Below are 17672 nucleotides of genomic sequence, written 5' to 3'. Positions count from 1 at the left end.
CCGTTCGTCGTGTCCTGGTGTGCGCGCCGTGGCGCGCGGGGCCCGGCAGACTCCGCGCGGTTCAGACGGCGGCCTTCTTCAGACGGCGCCGCTCGCGCTCGGAGAGACCGCCCCAGATGCCGAAGCGCTCGTCGTTCTGCAGGGCGTATTCGAGGCACTCGGAGCGGACCTCGCAGGCGAGGCAGACCTTCTTGGCCTCGCGGGTCGAGCCGCCCTTCTCGGGGAAGAAGGACTCGGGATCGGTCTGGGCGCACAGCGCGCGCTCCTGCCAGCCGAGTTCCTCGTCCGCGTCCTCGACCAGCAGTTCCTGGAACAACTCGGTCATGTGCGCCCCTCGTCTGTTCTGTGCGTCCCCGTGAATGTTGCCGGGGCGAACCCGGCCGAACGACACGAGTGAAATTACAAGTTCGTGCTCTGTGCGAGTCAAGCCGAGATCTGCTATTGGGCCCCGTATTCACTCTGCGGAACCAAGCGTATGCGGAAAGTGTTCAAATCACCAAAAAACGTGACACATGCCGCTGGCGTGATCGCGCCGCGCCGCCTTCACGGAGGAGGACGTCCAGGACTTGGATCTTGTTGCGATCCGGCCACGGAAGCGATCCGGATCACAGCCCGATCACGCCCACCCGCGTTTCAGGGCGCGGTCGAAGCGCCATCTGTCCTGGTCCGCGCCTGAGCAAACCTTTCTCCGGACACGGCAACCGGATGAGGTGAAACATTACCCCCAAATCGGGCATTGAGTTGACAGTCGGGTGCCCCTCCGGCCACCTTTGGTGGCATGCCAGCGACCGCAGCGCCCTCCGCGACCCACAGCCGTGGGTTCCGCCGCGCTGTCCAGGCGCGCTGTTGCTGTTGCTGTCCCAGCTGTTGATGCCGTAGGGCTCCAGCTCCTCCTCCCAGCGTCACCCCGCGTCACCCGTGTCACCTCTCTTCCGTGACCCCCCACCGCTTCTGTTTCTGCTGAGGAACACCCCCACCCCATGAACATGGACAGCGACCTTCAGATCGCCGGCGACATCCTCGAGGTCCCGCACCTCCTCCAGCCCGAGCGCGCCCACCCCGTCACCGTGGCCGAGTTCGCCGGCCTCGCGCGCTCCATCGCCGACGACCGCTCCCAGTGGGCCCCGCACGTCGAGTACGACGCCACCACCCGCTGGTACCACCGCCTGCGCACCGGGCCCGGCTACGAGGTGTGGCTGCTCTCCTGGGTGCCCGGACAGGGCAGCGGGCTCCACGACCACGGCCCCTCCTCCGGCGTGCTGACCGTCCTGCAGGGCGAGCTCACCGAGCGCACGGACCGGAGCGTGCGGACGCTCGACGGCGGCGCGCAGCGGGTCTTCGCCCCCGGGTACGTCCACGAGGTCGTCAACGACTCCCTCGAACCGGCCGTCAGCCTGCACGTCTACTTCCCCGGCCTGACCGAGATGCCGATGCACGAGTCGATGCACGAGTCGCTCCAGGCCCAGTGCGCCCCGGCGGCCCCGGCCGCCCCCGAGGTTCTCCCCGCCTGACAAACTGCGTGCATGCGCATTGTGGTTCTGGCCGGCGGCATCGGTGGTGCCCGTTTCCTTCGCGGCCTCAAGCAGGCCGCGCCGGACGCGGAGATCACGGTCATCGGCAACACCGGTGACGACATCCATCTCTTCGGGCTGAAGGTCTGCCCCGACCTGGACACGGTGATGTACACCCTCGGCGGTGGCATCAACGAGGAGCAGGGCTGGGGACGCACGGACGAGTCCTTCACCGTCAAGGAGGAGCTCGCGGCGTACGGGGTCGGGCCCGAGTGGTTCGGCCTCGGCGACCGCGACTTCGCCACCCACATCGTCCGCACGCAGATGCTCGGCGCCGGCTACCCGCTGAGCGCCGTCACCGAGGCGCTGTGCGCCCGCTGGCAGCCCGGCGTGCGCCTCCTCCCCATGTCCGACGACCGCGTCGAGACGCACGTGGCGATCGAGGTGGACGGCGAGCAGCGCGCGGTGCACTTCCAGGAGTACTGGGTGAAGCTGCGCGCCTCCGTCGACGCGAAGGCCGTCGTGCCGGTCGGCGCGGAGGCCGCGAAGCCCGCGCCGGGCGTCCTGGAGGCGATCGCCGGGGCGGACGTCATCCTCTTCCCGCCGTCCAACCCCGTGGTGAGCGTCGGGACGATCCTGGCCGTGCCGGGGATCCGCGAGGCGGTCGTCGCGGCCGGGGCGCCGGTCGTGGGCCTCTCCCCCCTCGTCGGCGACGCGCCCGTGCGCGGCATGGCCGACAAGGTGCTCGCGGCCGTGGGCGTGGAGTCCACGGCGGCGGCGGTCGCCCTGCACTACGGCGCCGAGCTCGTCGGCGGCTGGCTCGTGGACACCGTCGACGCGGGCGCGGTCGCGGAGGTCGAGGCGGCGGGCATCTCCTGCCGCGCGGTGCCGCTGATGATGACGGACGTGGACGCGACGGCCGCGATGGCGCGCGAGGCGCTGGCGCTGGCCGAGGAGGTACGGGGGTGAGCGCGGGCGGAGGCGCGGGCGCGGGGACTCCTTCCTATCGGGTCTGGGCGCTTTCCGGGCTGCCCGAGGTGGCCGCCGGGGACGATCTGGCCAAGCTGATCGCCTCCGCGTCGCCGGAGCTCGTCGACGGGGACGTCCTGCTCGTCACCTCCAAGATCGTGAGCAAGGCCGAGGGCCGGGTGGTCGCCGCCGACGACCGCGAGGAGGCCATCGACGCCGAGACGGTACGGGTGGTGGCCCGGCGCGGTCCGCTGCGGATCGTCGAGAACCGGCAGGGGCTCGTCATGGCCGCCGCCGGGGTCGACGCCTCCAACACCCCTTCCGGAACCGTGCTGTTGCTGCCCGAGGACCCCGACGCCTCGGCACGGCGCATCCGTTCGGGACTGCGCGGGGCGCTCGGCGTCGACGTCGGCGTGGTCGTCACCGACACCTTCGGGCGGCCCTGGCGCACCGGCCTCACCGACGTGGCCATCGGCGCGGCCGGCGTGCGGGTCCTCGACGACCTGCGGGGCGGGACCGACGCGCACGGCAATCCGCTGAGCGCGACCGTGGTCGCCACCGCCGACGAACTCGCCGCCGCCGGCGACCTGGTGAAGGGCAAGGCGGCCGGGCTGCCCGTCGCCGTGGTCCGCGGGCTGCCCCACGTGGTGGGCGGCGACGGCGAGGAGGGCGCGCGGGCGCTCGTGCGCTCCGCCGCCGACGACATGTTCCGGCTCGGGACCTCGGAGGCCGTACGGGAGGCGGTGACGCTGCGGCGGACCGTACGGGAGTTCACGGCCGAGCCGGTCGACCCGGGGGCGGTCCGGCGCGCGGTCGCCGCCGCCGTGACGGCCCCGGCGCCGCACCACACCACGCCGTGGCGGTTCGTCCTCCTGGAGTCGGCGGAGTCGCGGACGCGGCTGCTCGACGCGATGCGGGACGCGTGGATCGCGGACCTGCGGCGGGACGGCAGGTCCGAGGAGTCCATAGCGAAGCGGGTGCGGCGCGGGGACGTCCTGCGCGACGCGCCCTACCTCGCCGTGCCCTGCCTCGTCACGGACGGTTCCCACCACTACGGCGACCCGCGTCGGGACGCCGCCGAACGCGAGATGTTCGTCGTGGCCGCGGGCGCGGGCGTGCAGAACTTCCTCGTGGCGCTCGCCGGTGAGCGGCTCGGCTCGGCCTGGGTGTCCTCGACGATGTTCTGCCGGGACGTCGTACGGGACGTCCTCGGGCTGCCGGACGACTGGGACCCGATGGGCGCGGTGGCGATCGGCCACCCGGCGGCCCCGCCGAAGGAACGCCCGGCGCGGCGCGCCTCGGAGTTCGTCGAGGTGCGGTGACGGTCCTCCGGAGGGCCGTCTGCTGGGGGGCCGTCCTCTAGAGGGCCCTGATGTCGCCCGGCGTCCTGCGGGGGGCCCGGCGGGGCGGCACCCGGCCGCTGAGGAGGATCAGACGGGCGGCGCGGTGGCGCTGGCCCGCGTACGGGGCCAGGAGCTCCAGCATCGCCTCGTCGTCGGTCGTGCGGTCGCCCGCGAGCGCCCAGCCGACGATGCCCGGGAGGTGCAGGTCGCCGGTGGTGACCTCGTCCGGGGCGCCGTTGCTGCGCTGGACCGTCTCGGCGCTCGTCCACGGGCCGATGCCCGGGATCAGCTCCAGGCGCTCGCGGGCCGCCGGCGGGTCCATGAGCGCGGCCTCCTCCAGGCGGGCCGCGACCCGCGCCGCGCGGACGATCGTGGCCGAACGCTTGCCGTCGACGTTCGCGCGGTGCCACTCCCAGGACGGGATCCGGGCCCACGCGCGCGCGTCCGGCATCACGTACATGCCGTCCGGCGCCGGGCCCGGTGCCGGCTCGCCGAACTTCCGTACGAGCGCCCGCCACGACCCGTAGGCCTCGTGCGTGGTGACCTTCTGCTCCAGGATCGACGGGATCAGCGACTCCAGGACCAGGCCGGTGCGGGTGAGGCGCAGACCCGGGCGGCGGCGGTGCGTCGCCAGGAGCAGCCTGTGGCGGGGAACGAAGGCGGTGGGGTCGTCCTCGGCGCCGAGGAGGGCGGGGAGGCGGTCCAGGAGCCAGTCGGCCCCCGGGCCCCACGCCTCGGCGCCGGCCCGCCCCTGCTCGGTCCGGATGCGGAGGGTGCCGGGACCGTCCGGGGTGCGGCTGGCCCGCCAGACCGAGCCGTCCGGGGCCGTCCGGAAGGTGGGGTCGGCGGGGCCGCGGCGGAGGGGGCCGAGGACGAGGCCGAGGTCCGTCGGGGTTCCGGGGGTGTCGCCGCCGCGCACGGTGGTGCGGGTGGGTGGGGGTGCGAAGCGGCCGGCCATGGGTACGAGCCTAGCCGTGCGGGGCGGTGCGCCTGCCCGGCCGTCCGGGCCCGCGCCCGGCGGGGCGGTGCCCCTCCGCCGCCCGTCGTGTGGGCCCGTGCGCTCCGGGGCGGTGCCCCCGGCCCACCCCCGTGTGGGCAATCGTCCCGCAGGGGCGAAGGGGGTCCCCCCTGCTCGAGCGGAGCCGAGAGCTTGGGGGAGGGTGGGCACACGGGACGGCGCCCTTCAGCGGCGCCTCCGCCTTCCGCGCCTGGACCCGCACCACGAAGTGCGGCACACACCGTGGTGCGGGTCAGGGCAACGGGAGCCTCGGGCGCCGGCAGGGGCGCCGTTCCGTTGTGCCCACCCGTTCCGCCCCAGCGGAACGACTGCCCACAACGGGGGCGGCGGGGGCACAGCCCCGGCGGGACGACTGTCCGTACGGGGGTGGGGCGGAGTCACTGGTCCGAGGAGAAGCGGACCGCGCCCGCGGGGAGGGTGGTGTCGCACCAGATCCGGACGCCCTCGCGGAGTTCGTTGTCCGGTCCCACCCGCGCCCCGTCGCCGACGACCGCCCCGCTGACGACCGTACGGGCGCCGATGCGGGCGCCCGCGCCGATCAGGGAGTCCGTGATCACCGCGCCCGGTTCGACGACCGCGCCCTCCAGGAGCGCGGAGCCCGTCACGCGGGCGCCCTCGCCGACCACCGCGTTCGCGCCCACCACCGTGCCGCCGGTCAGCTTGGCGTCCGGGGCGACGCGCGCGGACGGCAGGACCAGGCGGTCGCCGCAGCGGCCCGGGACGGCCGGGGAGGGGGCGCGGCCGAGGACCAGGTCGGCGGAGCCGCGGACGAAGGCCTGCGGGGTGCCGAGGTCCAGCCAGTACGTGGAGTCGACCATGCCCTGGAGGTGGGCCCCGGAGGAGAGGAGCTCCGGGAAGGTCTCGCGCTCCACCGAGACCGGGCGGCCCGTGGGGATCGTGTCGATGACCGAGCGCTTGAAGACGTACGCGCCCGCGTTGATCTGGTCGGTGACGATCTCCTCGGGCGTCTGCGGCTTCTCCAGGAAGGCGGTGACGCGGCCGGTGCCGTCCGTGGGGACCAGGCCGAAGGCGCGCGGGTCCTCGACCCGGGTGAGGTGGAGCGAGACGTCCGCGCCGGAGGAGGAGTGGGTGTCGACGAGGGCCTGGATGTCGAGGCCCGTGAGGATGTCGCCGTTGAAGATGAGGACCGGGTCGTCGGGCCCCGAGTGCAGGCGCGAGGCCACGTTGCGTATCGCGCCGCCGGTGCCGAGGGGCTCCTCCTCGGTGACGTACTCCAGGCTGAGGCCGAGGGAGGAACCGTCGCCGAAGTACGGCTCGAAGACCTCGGCCAGGTAGGAGGTGGCGAGCACGATGTGCTCGACGCCGGCGGCACGGGCCCGGGCCAGCTGGTGGGTCAGGAAGGGGACGCCCGCCGCCGGGACCATGGGCTTGGGCGTGTGGACCGTGAGGGGTCGCAGCCGTGTGCCCTTGCCACCGACCAGGAGGATCGCTTCTGTCACCTTGTCGTCTCTGCTTCCTGTTCGGGGCCGGCCGGCTCGCCCGTCTCGGTCGTCCGTGCGATATGACCGGTCAGTTTATGCAGATGGTTGCCTCCCCGGCCCCATCCGCTACCCCGTCAGGGCCTTCCCTGGTACTTCGCCGAGCTCGTGCGGGCCGTGCCGAGCTTGTTGTAGAGGCGTCCGCCGGGGCAGTCCGTGGCGAATCCGTCACGGTGTCCGGCGATGGCGTTGAACCGGACCTTCTTGCCCTTCTTGTACAGGTTTCCGCCCCCTGAGATCAGGTACGACGCCCCCTTCGGATTCACCCCGTGGAGCCCGAGTTTCCAGGCCGTCAGGCGGGCGATGGCGGTCACGGCGGCGGCCGGCGGGGCGCTGCGGCTGAAGGTGCCGAGAACGGCGATGCCCATGCTGTCGGTGTTGAAGCCGAGGGTGTGCGCGCCCATGACCGGCTTGGCGACGCCGCCGGCCCGGCCTTCGTAGATGTTTCCGCACTTGTCGACGGCGAAGTTGTAGCCGAAGTCGCGCCAGCCACTGCTCTTGACGTGGTAGCGGTAGATACTGCGCAGGACGGAGGGGGCCTGCTTGCAGGTGTAGTTGTTGCCGGTGGCGCTGTGGTGGACGAAGGCCGCCTTGATGGTCTTCGTGTAGACGAAGCCCTTCTCGCGGATCCGCTCGTCCGCGCCCCACCCCTTGCGGGTGATGATCTTGGGCCGGGGGCCGATGTACGGCTTCGCCGCCGCGGCGGCGGGAGCCGCCTGCGGCACGTTCCGGGCCGTGAGTTCGGTCTCCTCCTTGGAGAGGGCCGGGATCCAGGTCGCGCCGTACGGGGCGAGTCGGGCGTTCGCCGCGCTCGCGGCCTCCTCCGGCGCGCTCGTGCCGGTCCGGGCGGCGGGGGCCGCGACGCCACGGGACCGGGGGGCGGCCTCCTCCGGCGCCGCCGGGTCCTCGCCCGGGTCCACCAGTTCGAGCCGGAGGCCCGCGGGGAGCGGCTCCTCCCCCCGTACGCGGATCTCGACGCCGTCCGAGTCGCCCACCCACAGCGGGGCGGTGGAGCCGCGGAGCGCCCGGGCGGAGCCCTCGGCGGTGTCGGGGTCGGCGCCGTGCTCGTCGTTGTGGGTCTCCACGTCCTGCCACTCCGACCAGGCGCCGCCGCCGGTGGGGCGGGTGCGGACCTGCACGGTGCCGTGCAGCGGGGCCGTCGGGTCGTCCCAGACGACGCCGACGAGCGAGAAGGGCCTGACGTCGCGTCGGGTGAGCCCCTGCCCGGCGGAGCGGGCCGTGTCGCCGAGGGCGCGCGTGGCGGCGCCGAGCGGTTCGAGGGGCAGCGACTGGGTGGAGCCCGGCAGTTCGGGCGCGGGTGGCAGGGCGGGGGCGGCCGCGCGTGGCGCCGTGGCCGCCGCCGGCGCGGTGAGGGAGACCGGCAGGGCGAGCACCGCCGCGCAGGTGACGGCGATCGAGGAGGCGAGTGAGGCACGCATGGGCCGATCGTGCGTACCGCCGGGGTGTTCCGCGCGCCGGGAACCGGCCCGGAAACCGACGGGCCACCGGTCCGACCGGAGGACGCCGTCACCGGTACGGCGGACCCGCGGACGCCCTCCCGCGTACGCTGTCCGGCGTGAACGCCAGCGACCGCACCCCTGCCGACCTGCTGCGATCCGCGCTCGCCGCGGACCCCGCCCGCCCCTTGGTCACCTTCTACGACGACGCCACCGGTGAGCGGGTGGAATTGTCCGTCGCCACCTTCGCCAATTGGGTGGCCAAGACGGCGAACCTGCTCCAGGGCGAGCTGTCCGCCGGCCCCGGCGACCGGCTCGCGCTGCTGCTGCCCGCGCACTGGCAGAGCGCCGTCTGGCTGCTCGCCTGCTCGTCCGTCGGCGTGACCGCGGAGATCGGCGGCGACCCCGCGGACGCGGACGTCGTGGTGGCGGGGCCGGACGCCCTGGAGGCGGGCCTCGCCTGCTCCGGGGAGCGGATCGCGCTCTCCCTGGCCCCGCTGGGCCGCCGCTTCCCGGCCGCGCCCGCCGGGTACGCGGACTACGCGGTCGAGGTGCCGAGCCAGGGCGACCGGTTCGCCCCGTTCGTCCCGGTCGACCCGGAGGCCCCGGCGCTCGTCGTCGACGGTACGGAACGCAGCGGCACCCAGCTCGTCGAGCGGGCCCGCGCGGACGCGGCGGCCCTCGGCCTCGCCCCCGGCTCCCGGCTCCTCTCCGGCCTCGGCTACGAGGACTGGCGGGGGCTCTCGTCCGGCCTGTACGCCCCGCTGGCGGCCGGCGCGTCGGTGGTCCTCTGCCGGAACCTGCGCGAGGCGTCCCCCGAGGCCCTGGAGAAGCGCGTGGAGAGCGAGCGGGTGACGCACACGGCGCTCTGACGCCCACGGACGGGGCGTCCGCCACTCCCCTGCCCGCAGGGGGCCGTCCGGATCACCGGGCACCGGTCCGACGCCCTCCGGCACCGGCCCCCCACCCCCGATCGGCGCACCTTTTGGCGTAGTGCCGCGCCGAGTCCCCGGGCCCCCGCCCCCTCTCCGGTACATGATCGGCCGGGGGGAGTCGACTCCTTCCGCACAACCATGCGTCGGGTTCGGCCGTCTCCTCCTGTGACCGGCGGACGCCCGGCGCGCCGCCGACGCCACGAAGGACGGACCCAGACGTGACGGACCGCGCAGGCACGCCCGCCGAACCGGATCCCCCGGCGACGGAGGACGAGGCTCCCGGTGCTCCGGAGGAGCCGCGCCGGCGCCACTGGCTGCGCTGGACGGCCCTCGGCGTCGCGGTCGTCGTGCTGGCCGCCGCGGGCGTCGGCTGGTGGTTCTACCGGAAGCTCGACGACAACATCACCACGGACACCACCGCCGCCGCCGAGCTGGAGAAGTACGAGAAGGAGCGGCCTCCGGCGGGCACCTCGGCGGCGCGGAACATCCTGCTCATCGGCTCGGACACCCGGGCCGGCGAGGGCAACCGCAAGTACGGCAGGGACAAGGGCACCCAGCGTTCCGACACGACGATCCTGCTGCACCTCTCGGCGGGGAAGTCGAGCGCGACGGCCGTCTCCCTGCCGCGCGACCTGATGGTGGCGATCCCGAGTTGCCGCAAGGCGGACGGGACCCGCACCCGGGAGCAGTTCGCGCAGTTCAACTGGGCCTTCGAGTTCGGCGGCACGGCGTGCACGATCCGCACCGTCGAGAAGCTGACCGGGATCCGGGTCGACCACCACATGGTGATCGACTTCCGGGGCTTCAAGAAGATGGTGGACGCGGTGGACGGGGTGGAGGTCTGCCTGAAGGAGCCGGTGGACGACCGGGACGCGAAGCTGAAGCTGCCCGCGGGCCGCCAGACGCTCCGCGGGGAGCAGGCCCTCGGTTTCGTACGGGCCCGCAAGTCGATCGGGAACGGCAGCGACACCGAACGGATGGACCGCCAGCAGCAGTTCCTCGGCGCCCTCGTCAACAAGGTGCAGAGCAACGGGGTGCTGCTCAACCCGACCAAGCTCTACCCGGTCCTGGACGCGGCCACGAAGGCGATCACCACGGACCCGGGGCTCGACTCGCTGCGGGACCTGTACGACCTGGCGCGGGCCATGCGGTCCATCCCGACCGAGAAGGTGCAGTTCCTCACCGTCCCGCGCCGCTCCTACCGGTTCGACGCGAACCGTGACGAACTGGTGCAACCCGCGGCGAGCGACCTCTTCCGGCGGCTGCGCGAGGACAAGCCCGTCCTGGTGGCGCCCGAGAGCGAGAAGAAGGACGGCGAGCGGGACGGGGGGACGGGCGGGGACGGGAGCCCCGACGGCACGGGCACGGCGTCGCCGACGCCGACCTTCACGGGAAGGAACGCGGCGGAAGGGGTCTGCGAGTAAAGCGTGCCCCAAGGGAGGGCGGAGACCGATGAGATTGGGGCAAATTGCCCGGTTGTAAGGGGCGTGGAATTTGTCACGAACGTCGCTCCGCGCTGAACTGGGCGGATAGTGTGACGCGATCCGGTGCACCCCGACCGCGTGGTCGCACTCAACAAGGATCGAACGACCGAGAGAGCGGCGCCCTGTGGGGGAGGCGCCCCGCGTGGCACCGACGGAGGACTCGAGGAACCGTGGACGCGCACAGCCGTGGACGGGCGGACGAGATCGACCCCGCCGACCAGTGGGTCCTCAACCCGCACACCGGCAACTACGAACTGCGACTGGACCACTCCGCTGGGCATTCGCAGGCGCAGACCCCGCCCCGCACCCGGAGATCCGCCTCCGCCGCACCCGCGCCGACGCCCGCTCCCGAGGCGCCCGTCCCCGGCCAGCGCCGCCGCCGCGCCCCGGAACCGGCCGCGAGCGGCCAGGTGCCCCCGCAGGGCCGCCGCAAGCGCAAGCAGGGCGCGAGCCGCAAGAAGAAGGTCCTGCTGTGGACCGGCGGCACGATGGCGTTCGTGCTCGTGGGCGGCGCCGCCGGCGCGTACGCGATCTACAACAAGCTCAACAACAACCTCGACGTCGTCGACGTCGTGGGCAAGAACACCAACGCCGGTTTCGCCAAGGGCGAGGCCTTCAACATCCTGGTCATCGGCACCGACAAGCGGACCGGCCAGGGCAACGCGGGCTACGGCGACAAGAACAGCCCCGGCCACGCCGACACCACGATCCTCTTCCACGTCTCCAAGGACCGGACGAACGCCACGGCGCTCTCCATCCCGCGCGACATGAAGACCGACATCCCCGAGTGCCAGTCGCGCCAGGGCGACGGGACCGTCAAGACGATCCCCGCCGAGACGGACGTCCGCTTCAACGTCAGCCTCGGCCAGGACGGCCGCGACCCCGGCTGCGTCATGCGCACGGTCCAGGAGCTCACCGGCGTGGAGGTCGACCACTTCATGATGGCCGACTTCAACGCCGTCAAGGAGATGACGACCGCCGTCGGAGGCGTGAAGGTCTGCGTCGCGAAGGCCGTGAACGACCCGAAGTCGCACCTGAAGCTCCCCGCCGGCGAGTCGGTCGTCAAGGGCGAGCAGGCCCTCGCCTTCGTCCGCACCCGGCACAGCTTCGGCAACGAGAGCGACCTGGACCGCATCAAGGTCCAGCAGCAGTTCCTGAGTTCGATGATCCGGCAGATGAAGTCGAACGAGACGCTGACCGACCCGGGCAAGCTGTACGACCTCGCCGACGCGGCGACGAGCGCCCTCACCGTCGACTCCGGCATAGGCTCGCTCACCAAGCTCCAGGACCTGGCCCGCGAGCTGTCGTCGATCGACACCAAGAACATCGCGTTCACGACCCTGCCGGTCATCGACAACCCCGCCGAGAAGGTCCGGGCCACGGTCGTCCCCGACCCGGTGAAGGCTCCGCAGCTGTTCGCGATGATCCAGTCCGACACCTCGCTCACCGAGGTGAAGAAGAAGCAGCAGGACGCCAAGAACGCGCAGGCCGCGCTCCTCAAGGGCACGCGGTCCAGCGCGGCCGAGGTGCGCGTCGACGTCTACAACGGCAGCGGCGTCACGGGTGCGGCCCAGTCGACCATCAACTGGCTGCAGAACGAGCAGGGCGTGAACCGCTCCACCAACAAGAGCAACGCCCCCGAGAAGGCGGCGAAGACCACGCTCACGTACGCGCCGAACCAGGCCGATCAGGCCCGCAGGCTCGCGGACATGATGGGTCTGCCGGCCACGGCCCTCAAGCCGGGCACTCAGGACGCCGGGGAGCGCGAGCCCATGACGCTCGTCCTCGGCGCCGACTTCAAGGGCGCGGGGATGCCCATCACCGGACCGGCAAAGGCGCCGAAGGATCTGGAGAAGGTAGCAGCTGACAAGCAGGTGTGCGCCAAGTGAACCGGAGACACCGGTACTTGAGCGCTGTTGACTGACGAGGGGACCTGGGGTGGGACAGAGCAGCGTGCGTGGGGAGGGAACGCGGGGACGCGTTCCGCGCGCCCGTGAAGTGGGCTGGGACGACGACCTGCACGGCGCCGGCGAGGCGGCCGGCGCGCAGGACGGCGCTCCCGGGGAGAAGGCGGAGGGCGCCTCGGCACCGACCCGTGCCGAGCGCCGGCGCGGCGGGGGCGGTGGCGGCACGACCGCGAGCGGACGCGCCGCGGCGCGCCGCCGTGCCAAGAAGACCGGCAAGCACAAGGTGCTGCGGTGGTCGGCGATCACGCTGTCGCTGCTGATACTCGGCACGGCCGGCGCCGGTTACCTGTACTACGAGCACCTGAACGGCAACATCCGCGGCGGCAGCCGCGCGGGCGGCGACAGCGGCGTGAAGCGCGCCGCGCCGAACGCGCTCGGCGACACCCCGCTGAACATCCTCCTCATCGGCTCCGACAGCCGGAACGACGAGAAGAACATCGCCCTCGGCGGCGGCCGGGACGACAAGAACCGCAAGCCGCTCGCCGACGTGCAGATGCTGCTGCACATCTCGGCGGACCGGAAGAACGCCTCGATCACCTCGATCCCGCGCGACACCGTCGTCCACATCCCGGAGTGCAAGGACAAGGACGGCACCTCCTACGCCGCCAGCGACAACCGGCCCATCAACGAGTCGCTCCAACGCGGCGGCCCCGGCTGCACCCTCACCACCTGGGAGAGCCTCACCGGGGTCTACATCGACCACTGGATGATGGTCGACTTCGCCGGCGTGGTGGCGATGGCCGACGAGGTCGGCGGTGTCCCGGTCTGCGTCAAGACCGGCGTCTGGGACCGCTCGACCGCGGCGCAGCACGGCGGCTCCGGCCTCCGGCTGACCGAGGGCACCCACGAGATCAAGGGCCAGCAGGCCCTCCAGTGGCTGCGCACCCGGCACGCCTTCGGCAGCGACCAGAACCGCGCCAAGGCCCAGCACATGTACATGAACGGCATGATGAAGCGGCTTCAGGAGCAGAACGCCTGGACCGACACCGGCCGGCTGACCGGCCTGGCCGAGACGGCCACGACGGCGCTCCAGGTCTCCGACGAGATCCGCTCCGTGAAGAAGCTGTACGACCTGTCGATGCAGTTCAAGAACGTGAAGCTGGACCGGCTCACCACGGCCACCGTCCCGACGGTCGAGTACCCGCAGCGGCCCAAGGAGTGGCTGCAGCTGGTCCCGTCGTCCGCCGACAAGCTGTGGTCGATGCTCCGCGACGACGTCGCCCTCGACAAGAACGGCGACCCCGCCGACGCCGAGCCGAAGCCGTCGAAGTCGGCGAAGCCGAAGGCGCGGGCCGAGGACCCGGCCTCCCTCGCCGTCACGGTCGTCAACGGCACCGACGGCGACGGGCAGCCGGCCGCCGGGGGCCGGGCCAAGAAGATGGCGACGGCCCTGCAGGACAAGGGCTTCACCCGGGCCGAACCCACCCAGGAGGGCGGGGGCCGCAAGGACACGGTCGTCACCTACCCGAAGGCGAGCGGCGAGCAGGGCAAGGCGAACGCCCAGTCCGTGGCGACGGCCCTCGGGCTGCCCGCCTCGGCCGTCCGGGCCGACACCGCCGCCAACGCGCAGGGCATCACCCTGATCGTGGGCGCCGACTGGCGCGAGGGCGACACGTACAAGAAGCCGAAGACCGAGGCCGGTGACCTGCCGCAGGGCGCCGACGACAAGGCGACGTGCATGGACATCTACTCGGTCTACAAGTGGGACGGCAAGGCGAAGAGCTGATCCCGGTCCGCTCCGCACGACGCGGCGAAGGCCGGCCCCCCCGGGGGGGCCGGCCTTCGCCGCGTCGGTACGGGACGTCCGCCCGTTACCGCGAACGGGGGACACCGGTGCGCGCCGAGCGGGTGGTGCGCCCTTGCGCTGATCGTATGGGCCTACGGTGCTCACGGTCCTTTGTCCCACCCGCGGAGGTGCCCGTCCGTGCCCACACCGCCCCGCACGCCCCGCCCCCGGCCCGCCGCCCGTCGCGCACCGGTCCGCCGGCGGAGGCGGCCCCGGTGGGGGATGCGGACGGCGACGGCGCTCTCCGTGGTGGTGCTCGCGGCGGGCGGGGTCGGGCACGCCCTGGTGACCGGCCTCGACACCGGGATCACCCGGGTCGACCCCTTCAAGGACATGAAGAACCGGCCGCAGGCGGGGCACGGGATGAACGTGCTGCTCGTCGGCACGGACGGCCGCGACCGGATCACCCCCGAGGAGAGGGCGAAGTACCGGCTCGGCGGCGCCCCCTGCCACTGCACCGACACCGTCATGCTCGTCCACATCTCCGAGGACCGGGAGCGGGCCAGCGTCGTCAGCCTGCCCCGTGACTCGTACGCGGAGATGCCCGAGCACACCGATCTGAACAGCGGCGAGAAGCACCACGCCCACCCGGTGAAACTGAACGCCGCCTACGCCGAGGGCGGGCCCGGGCTGACCGTGCGGACCGTCGAGTCGATGACCGGCGTGAAGATCGACCACTACCTGGAGGTCGACTTCACCAGCTTCATGCGGACCGTCGACGCGGTCGGCGGGGTGCAGATCTGCGCGACGCACGCCCTGAAGGACCCGTACACGGGCCTCGACCTCTCCCCCGGCACCCATGAGCTGGACGGCGGGCAGGCCCTGCAGTACGTGCGCTCCCGGCACATCGACGGGGCCGCCGACATCGGCCGGATGCAGCGGCAGCAGCGGTTCCTGGCGGCGCTGATCGAGCGGGTGACGGACGGCGGGGTGCTGCTCAACCCGGTGCGGTTCCGCGAGGTCGCGACGACGCTGCTGAGCTCCGTACGGGCCGACGAGGACTTCGGCACGGACCAGCTCCTCGCCCTCGCCAAGGCGATGCGCGACTTCACCCCGGCCTCGTCCGAGTTCGTGTCCGTGCCGATCGGGGACATGGAGTTCCCCGTGAAGGGCATCGGCTCGACCGTGAAGTGGGACGCGGCGAAGGCGCAGAAGCTGTTCCAGGCCGTGCGGGAGGACCAGCCGCTCTCCCCGCAGAAGGCGGCGGCCTCCGCCAGGGTCCCCAGGACGGCCGTCGTGGACGTGCCGCCGCGGACGATCCGCGTGCAGGTCTACAACGGGACCCGGACGGACGGTCTGGGGCGGAAGGCGGACGACGCGCTGCGTGCGACCGGGTTCGACACGACGCGCACGCCGATGACCGCGGCGGGGCGGGAGCGGGGGCGGACGGTCGTCGAGTACGACCCCCGGTGGGACCGGTCGGCGAAGTCGCTGGCGGCGGCCCTGTCGGGGGCGGAGCTGCGGGCGGTCCCGGGGCGGGGCGGGACCCTGCGGGTCGTCGTGGGGGGTGACTACAAGGGGGTCACGGCGGTGCGGGCGGAGGCTTCCGGGGCGCCGTTCGAGGCGGTCACCGGGGACGAGGTGGTCTGCCCGTGACCGTCGCGGGGCGGCGCCCGCCCCCGGGGGGGGTCAGTCCTCGTACCCCTCGGCCGCCCGGCGCTCGCGGAGCTCCTTGATGGCCTGGCGGCGGGCCAGACGGTGGGTGCGGCGGATCTGGGCCTCCTGGTTGCGGCGCTTGTCCTGCTCGGTCTCCGGAACGACCTGGGGGACCGGCCGCGGCTTGCCCTCCGCGTCGACGGCCGCGAAGACGAGGTAGGCGGAGCCGACCTGGGTGGCGGGGGTGGACTCGTTCCACCGCTCGGCCATGACCCGTACGCCGACCTCCATGGAGGACCGCCCGGTCCAGTTGACCTGGGCCTTCACGTGCAGCAGGTCTCCGACCCGCACGGGCTCCAGGAAGGCCATCTCGTCCATCGAGGCCGTGACCGCCGGGCCGCCCGAGTGCCGGCCCGCGACGGCGCCCGCCGCGTCGTCCACCAGCTTCATGATCACGCCGCCGTGCACCGTGCCCAGGAGGTTAGTGTCGTGGCTGGTCATGATGTGGCTGAGGGTGGTGCGGGACGCGGAAGTCGGCTTGCCCGGAATTCCGCCCGGGATATCGCCCTGGTCTGTCATGTCCTCCACCTTATGCCGGGTCCGGCCGCCGTCCCCGCCGGGTCCGCTTTGCATCAGCTTGGCAACAGCACCGGTCCGATCCTCCACCCGGACTGTCGCCCGGAAAGCCCTCCCCGGCACACTGGTCCACATGAATGACTGGCCCGATCAGCCCGAGGGACCCCGACGGATGAGCCACGTGCAGCGCCCGCAGGTTCCGCAGCAGCCGCCCCGCGGCGGCCAGGGCCACGACCAGGGTTACCACCCGAACTTCACGCAGGCGCAGAACCAGGGGTACGACTCCGGCTACAGCAGCGGCCAGGTGTACGGCGGACCCCAGCAGGGCGCCCAGGGCGGCGGCCGGGGCACCGTGCCCCCGCAGTACGCCCCGCAGGGGCCCGGCCGGCCCGCGCCGGACTGGCGCAAGCGCATCAAGGTCGGCTCGATCGTGCTGGTCGTGGCGGTCCTCGGCTGGGGCATCGGCACCTACGCCTGGGCGTCCTCGCAGATGCGCAACGAGGTCGATCTCTCCAAGGTCATCGAGCGGCCGGAGGAGGGCGACTGCACCACGTACCTGATCGTCGGCTCCGACAGCCGCGAGGGCATGTCCGCCGAGGAGAAGAAGAAGCTCCACACCGGCTCCGCCGAGGGCAAGCGGACCGACTCGATGATGATCCTCGCGGCCTGCTCCAGCGGGAACACGATGGTCTCGCTGCCCCGTGACTCCTGGGTGACGATCCCGAACTTCGTGGGCTCCGAGTCCGGCAAGTCGTACCCGGCCCGTGGCGGCTCCAAGCTGAACGCGGCCTACGCGATGGACGGCCCCGAGCTGCTCGTGCGGACCGTCGAGTTCAACACCGGCCTGCACATCGACCACTACGCGGAGATCGGCTTCGCCGGCTTCGCGAACATCGTGGACGCGCTCGGCGGCGTCGAGCTGAACATCGACAAGGGCTTCAAGGACAAGAAGTCCGGCGCCGACTTCCAGGCGGGCACGCAGACCCTCAACGGCGAGCAGGCCCTGGCCTTCGTCCGCACCCGTTACGCCTTCGCCGAGTCGGACCTCCAGCGGACGAAGAACCAGCAGAAGTTCCTCTCCGCCCTCGCGAACCAGGCGGCGACGCCGGGCACGATCCTCAACCCGTTCGCGCTGTACCCGACGCTCGGCGCCGGCCTGGACACGCTGATCGTGGACAAGGACATGTCGCTGTACGACCTCGGAAAGATGTTCTTCGCGATGAAGGGCATCAGCGGCGGCGACGGCAAGTCCATGAACATGCCGATCGCCGGCAGCGCGCCGCAGAACTCCCTGAAGTGGGACATGCCGAAGGTGAAGCAGCTCGTCGAGCAGATCAAGAACGACGAGCCGGTCACCGTCCAGTCCAACCGCTGAGCGACGACGGGAAAGGGGCGCTCTCCGATCCCTCGGGAGCGCCCCTCCGTCGTGCTCCCCTACGGGAGGTTGCGGGCCATGACGATGCGCTGGACCTGGTTGGTGCCTTCGTAGATCTGGGTGATCTTGGCGTCGCGCATCATGCGCTCGACGGGG

15 protein-coding genes are annotated in these 17672 nt (G+C 72.5%); 9 read left to right on the top strand and 6 right to left on the bottom strand.

Annotated elements, in window-relative coordinates; all coding sequences use genetic code 11:
- Positions 1 to 61: 61 nt before the first annotated feature.
- Positions 62 to 325, bottom strand: coding sequence for a WhiB family transcriptional regulator (locus ACZ66Z_RS35435; RefSeq protein WP_015033978.1), 264 nt, complete (start codon positions 323 to 325; stop codon positions 62 to 64).
- Positions 326 to 980: 655 nt separating this feature from the next.
- On the opposite strand from ACZ66Z_RS35435, the gene ACZ66Z_RS35430 reads away from it, so the two are divergent.
- From ACZ66Z_RS35430 to ACZ66Z_RS35420, 3 genes are read left to right on the top strand one after another with little or no spacing between them, the layout of a single operon-like run.
- Positions 981 to 1511: a cysteine dioxygenase gene (locus tag ACZ66Z_RS35430; RefSeq protein ID WP_469940000.1), complete on the top strand. Its 531-nt coding sequence runs from the start codon at positions 981 to 983 to the stop codon at positions 1509 to 1511.
- A 12-nt stretch (positions 1512 to 1523) separates the two neighbouring features.
- Entirely contained in the window at positions 1524 to 2480 is a 957-nt protein-coding gene (gene cofD / locus ACZ66Z_RS35425; RefSeq protein WP_469939998.1) for a 2-phospho-L-lactate transferase, read from the top strand.
- Complete coding sequence (locus ACZ66Z_RS35420) at positions 2477 to 3802, top strand: coenzyme F420-0:L-glutamate ligase (protein WP_469939997.1); 1326 nt, start codon at positions 2477 to 2479, stop codon at positions 3800 to 3802. The genes cofD and ACZ66Z_RS35420 overlap by 4 nt, the downstream gene beginning before the upstream one ends.
- Positions 3803 to 3839: 37 nt before the next feature.
- On the opposite strand, the gene ACZ66Z_RS35415 is transcribed toward ACZ66Z_RS35420, so the two are convergent.
- From ACZ66Z_RS35415 to ACZ66Z_RS35405, 3 genes are all read right to left on the bottom strand, one after another.
- Positions 3840 to 4781, bottom strand: coding sequence for a DNA-3-methyladenine glycosylase family protein (locus ACZ66Z_RS35415; protein WP_469939996.1), 942 nt, complete (start codon positions 4779 to 4781; stop codon positions 3840 to 3842).
- A 437-nt stretch (positions 4782 to 5218) separates the two neighbouring features.
- Entirely contained in the window at positions 5219 to 6301 is a 1083-nt protein-coding gene (gene manB / locus ACZ66Z_RS35410; RefSeq protein WP_469939995.1) for a mannose-1-phosphate guanylyltransferase, read from the bottom strand.
- A gap of 116 nt (positions 6302 to 6417) precedes the next feature.
- A complete protein-coding gene (locus ACZ66Z_RS35405) occupies positions 6418 to 7779 on the bottom strand; it encodes a peptidoglycan recognition protein family protein (protein WP_469939994.1) in 1362 nt (453 codons plus the stop codon).
- Positions 7780 to 7916: 137 nt separating this feature from the next.
- On the opposite strand from ACZ66Z_RS35405, the gene ACZ66Z_RS35400 reads away from it, so the two are divergent.
- The 5 genes from ACZ66Z_RS35400 to ACZ66Z_RS35380 all read left to right on the top strand — a co-directional run bounded on the left by ACZ66Z_RS35400 (position 7917) and on the right by ACZ66Z_RS35380 (position 15565).
- Complete coding sequence (locus ACZ66Z_RS35400) at positions 7917 to 8669, top strand: TIGR03089 family protein (RefSeq protein ID WP_469939992.1); 753 nt, start codon at positions 7917 to 7919, stop codon at positions 8667 to 8669.
- A 281-nt stretch (positions 8670 to 8950) separates the two neighbouring features.
- Positions 8951 to 10156, top strand: a complete 1206-nt coding sequence (locus ACZ66Z_RS35395) for an LCP family protein (RefSeq protein ID WP_469939990.1) — start codon at positions 8951 to 8953, stop codon at positions 10154 to 10156.
- A gap of 230 nt (positions 10157 to 10386) precedes the next feature.
- Entirely contained in the window at positions 10387 to 12105 is a 1719-nt protein-coding gene (locus ACZ66Z_RS35390; protein ID WP_469939988.1) for an LCP family protein, read from the top strand.
- 49 nt (positions 12106 to 12154) lie between these two features.
- Entirely contained in the window at positions 12155 to 13909 is a 1755-nt protein-coding gene (locus ACZ66Z_RS35385) for an LCP family protein (protein WP_469939987.1), read from the top strand.
- 198 nt (positions 13910 to 14107) lie between these two features.
- Positions 14108 to 15565 (top strand): LCP family protein, encoded by a 1458-nt coding sequence (locus ACZ66Z_RS35380; protein ID WP_469939985.1) that lies wholly within the window; start codon positions 14108 to 14110, stop codon positions 15563 to 15565.
- Between the two features lie 33 nt (positions 15566 to 15598).
- On the opposite strand, the gene ACZ66Z_RS35375 is transcribed toward ACZ66Z_RS35380, so the two are convergent.
- Positions 15599 to 16144: an acyl-CoA thioesterase gene (locus ACZ66Z_RS35375; RefSeq protein WP_469939984.1), complete on the bottom strand. Its 546-nt coding sequence runs from the start codon at positions 16142 to 16144 to the stop codon at positions 15599 to 15601.
- A 169-nt stretch (positions 16145 to 16313) separates the two neighbouring features.
- On the opposite strand from ACZ66Z_RS35375, the gene ACZ66Z_RS35370 reads away from it, so the two are divergent.
- A complete protein-coding gene (locus ACZ66Z_RS35370) occupies positions 16314 to 17516 on the top strand; it encodes an LCP family protein (RefSeq protein ID WP_469939982.1) in 1203 nt (400 codons plus the stop codon).
- 59 nt (positions 17517 to 17575) lie between these two features.
- Here the strand turns inward: ACZ66Z_RS35370 and ACZ66Z_RS35365 are convergent.
- On the bottom strand, positions 17576 to 17672 hold a 97-nt coding region (locus ACZ66Z_RS35365; RefSeq protein WP_157849844.1), incomplete at its 5' end, for an acyl-CoA dehydrogenase family protein.

The organism is Streptomyces sp. NPDC107498, from assembly GCF_055582805.1.
Note: the sequence above shows the minus strand (reverse complement) of the source record. Positions and strands in the feature narration are given on the sequence as shown.